Below are 2,692 nucleotides of genomic sequence, written 5' to 3'. Positions count from 1 at the left end.
CCGGCGGCAGCTTGCCGCCCAGGTTCCCCAGCACTCCCCCGGCCTTGGGCGCGCCGCCCTCGCCGTCGGGCGACGGGGACGCCGACTTCTCCAGGCCCGCCTTGCGCGGGTCGCCGCTGACGCGCCGCCCCTTCTTGGCCTTCTTCTGGGCCTTGGACGCCTTCCCGCGCCCCCCGGGCATGCCCGGCAGCCCCATGCCCCCGGCCACCCGCTTCATCATCTTCTGCGCCTCGAAGAAGCGCGTGACGAGGTTGCTCACGGCGCTGACCGTGACGCCGGAGCCGGCGGCGATGCGGGCGCGGCGGGAGCCGTTGATGATCTTCGGGTCCTGGCGCTCGCCGGGCGTCATCGAGCGGATGATGGCGGCGATGCGGTCGAGGTCGCGGTCGTCGATGGAGTTGAGCTGGTCGCGCATCTGCCCCATGCCGGGCATCATGCCGAGCAGGTTCTTGATGGGGCCCATCTTCTGGACCATCATCATCTGCTCGAGGAAGTCGTCGAGCGTGAAGTTCTCGCCCGAGGTGAGCTTGCCCGCCATCTTGGCGGCCTGCTCCTCGTCGAACGTCTTCTGCGCCTGCTCGATCAGGGTGAGGATGTCACCCATGTCGAGGATGCGGGAGGCCATCCGGTCGGGGTGGAAGGCGTCGAAGTCTTCCAGCTTCTCGCCGGTGGAGGCGAACATGATCGGGCGGCCGGTGATGTGCCGCACCGACAGCGCGGCGCCGCCGCGGGCGTCGCCGTCGAGCTTGGTCAGCACGACGCCGTCGAAGCCGACGCCGTCCATGAACGCCTGGGCCGTGGTGACGGCGTCCTGGCCGATCATGGCGTCGACCACGAACAGGACCTCGTCGGGGCGGACCGCGTCGCGGATGTCGGCGGCCTGCTTCATCATCTCCTGGTCGATGCCCAGGCGACCGGCGGTGTCGATGATGACGATGTCGTGGTTGAGCCGCCGGGCCTCGTCGATCGAGCGGCGGGCGACGTCGACCGGGTCGCCGACGCCGCTGCCCGGCTCGGGCGCGAAGACGGCGACCTGGGCGCGCTCGCCCACGACCTGGAGCTGCTGCACGGCGTTGGGCCGCTGGAGGTCGGCGGCGACCAGCAGGGGCGCGTGGCCCTGATCGCGCAGCCACCGGGCCAGCTTGCCGGCCAGGGTGGTCTTGCCGGCGCCCTGGAGACCCGCGAGCATGACGACGGTCGGCGCGGTCTTGGCGAAGCGGAGCCTGCGGGTCTCGCCGCCGAGGATCTCAATCAGCTCGTCATTGACGATCTTGACGACCTGCTGCGCCGGGTTGAGCGCCTGGGAGACCTCGGCGCCGCGGGCGCGCTCCTTGACCTGGGCGACGAACGCCTTGACCACCGGGAGCGCGACATCGGCCTCGAGCAGGGCGATGCGGATCTCGCGGGTGGTGGCGTCGATGTCGGCGTCGGACAGCCGACCCTTGGATCGGAGGGAGGAGAAGACCGATGTCAGCCGGTCGGAAAGCGTCTCGAACACGTGGTTGGCCAGTCCTCGAAGCGAATGTACGTCTAAGACTTCAGCCTATCCGCTCTCCTAGCCGCTCCAGCCTGGCACGGCCATCCGGACGGTCAACGCGTGCTCGACGAGGTTGATCAGAGCGCTTTTGACCGAGTCCTTCTGGCGGGCGTCGAGACGCACCAGCGGGATGTGGGGGGCCAGCGTGAGGGCGTCGCGGACCTCGGCGTCGCTGTGGGCGTACGTGCCGTCCCAGCCGTTGATCCCCACGATGAAGGGGAGTTGCGCCTCCTCGAAATAGTCGATCGCGGGGAAGCTGTCGGCCAGGCGGCGGGTGTCCACCAGCACGACCGCGCCGATCGCGCCGCGCACCAGGTCGTCCCACATGAACCAGAACCGGTGCTGTCCGGGCGTGCCGAACAGGTAAAGGATCAGGTCGCGGTCGAGCGAGACGCGGCCGAAGTCCATCGCGACGGTCGTGGTCGACTTCAGCGGCGTCATGCCCAGGTCGTCGATGCCCGCGGAGGCGTCCGTCATGACGGCCTCCGTCGTGAGCGGCATGATCTCCGAGACCGCGCCGACGAACGTCGTCTTGCCCACGCCGAAGCCGCCGGCCACCACGATCTTCGTCGAGGTCAGACCGGGGCTAGAGCCTGCGAAGTCCACTGAGCACCCTTTCCAGCAGGTTGACGTCCGGCCTACCCGCATCCAGCTGCGGCTGATGCACCCGTACCAGGCCCTCGGCCGCCATGTCAGCGATCAGAACACGCACCACGCCGAGCGGGATCCGCAGCAGCGCCGACACCTCGGCGACCGACCGAACCTGACGGCAGAGCTGGCTGATCGCCTTGTACTCGGGGGTGATGTGGGAGAACTCCCGGTGTTCGGCCGTAGCCGACGAGACCAGGGCCTCCATGGCCAGCTTGACCTTGGGCGCGGTACGCCCGCCCGTCACCGCGTACGGGCGCACCGGCGAGGCCGGGTCCGAGCTGACCGGCGGCTGGGGCTCCCAACCACCGCTGTTCCAGGAATCCGTCACCTACATCACCTGGTCTGGCTGGCGCGCAGCTCCGCGCGCACCGCCGGGGTCAGCACCTGACCGGCGCGATCCACCATCAAGGTCATCTGGTACGCCACCAGTCCCATGTCGCAGTCGGGAGCCGCCAGGACCGCCAGGCACGAGCCGTCGCTGATCGACATGATCAGCATCAGGCC

General features: G+C 69.4%; 4 protein-coding genes. All 4 read right to left on the bottom strand.

Annotation, left to right across the window (positions count from 1 at the left end; translation table 11 throughout):
• A partial coding sequence (gene ffh / locus ACWCSD_RS51175; RefSeq protein WP_449926914.1) for a signal recognition particle protein occupies window positions 1-1,498 on the bottom strand: 1,498 nt, incomplete at its 3' end.
• A 57-nt stretch (window positions 1,499-1,555) separates the two neighbouring features.
• A complete protein-coding gene (locus tag ACWCSD_RS51170) occupies window positions 1,556-2,116 on the bottom strand; it encodes a GTP-binding protein (protein WP_352350493.1) in 561 nt (186 codons plus the stop codon).
• 7 nt (window positions 2,117-2,123) lie between these two features.
• Window positions 2,124-2,516, bottom strand: coding sequence for a DUF742 domain-containing protein (locus ACWCSD_RS51165; RefSeq protein WP_352350303.1), 393 nt, complete (start codon window positions 2,514-2,516; stop codon window positions 2,124-2,126).
• A 5-nt stretch (window positions 2,517-2,521) separates the two neighbouring features.
• Window positions 2,522-2,692: roadblock/LC7 domain-containing protein (locus ACWCSD_RS51160; RefSeq protein ID WP_449926916.1), on the bottom strand; the 171-nt coding region annotated here is incomplete at its 5' end.

Source organism: Nonomuraea sp. NPDC001684 (assembly GCF_053596515.1).
The sequence above is the reverse complement of the archived record's forward strand: the minus strand, read 5'-3'. Positions and strand labels throughout refer to the sequence as shown.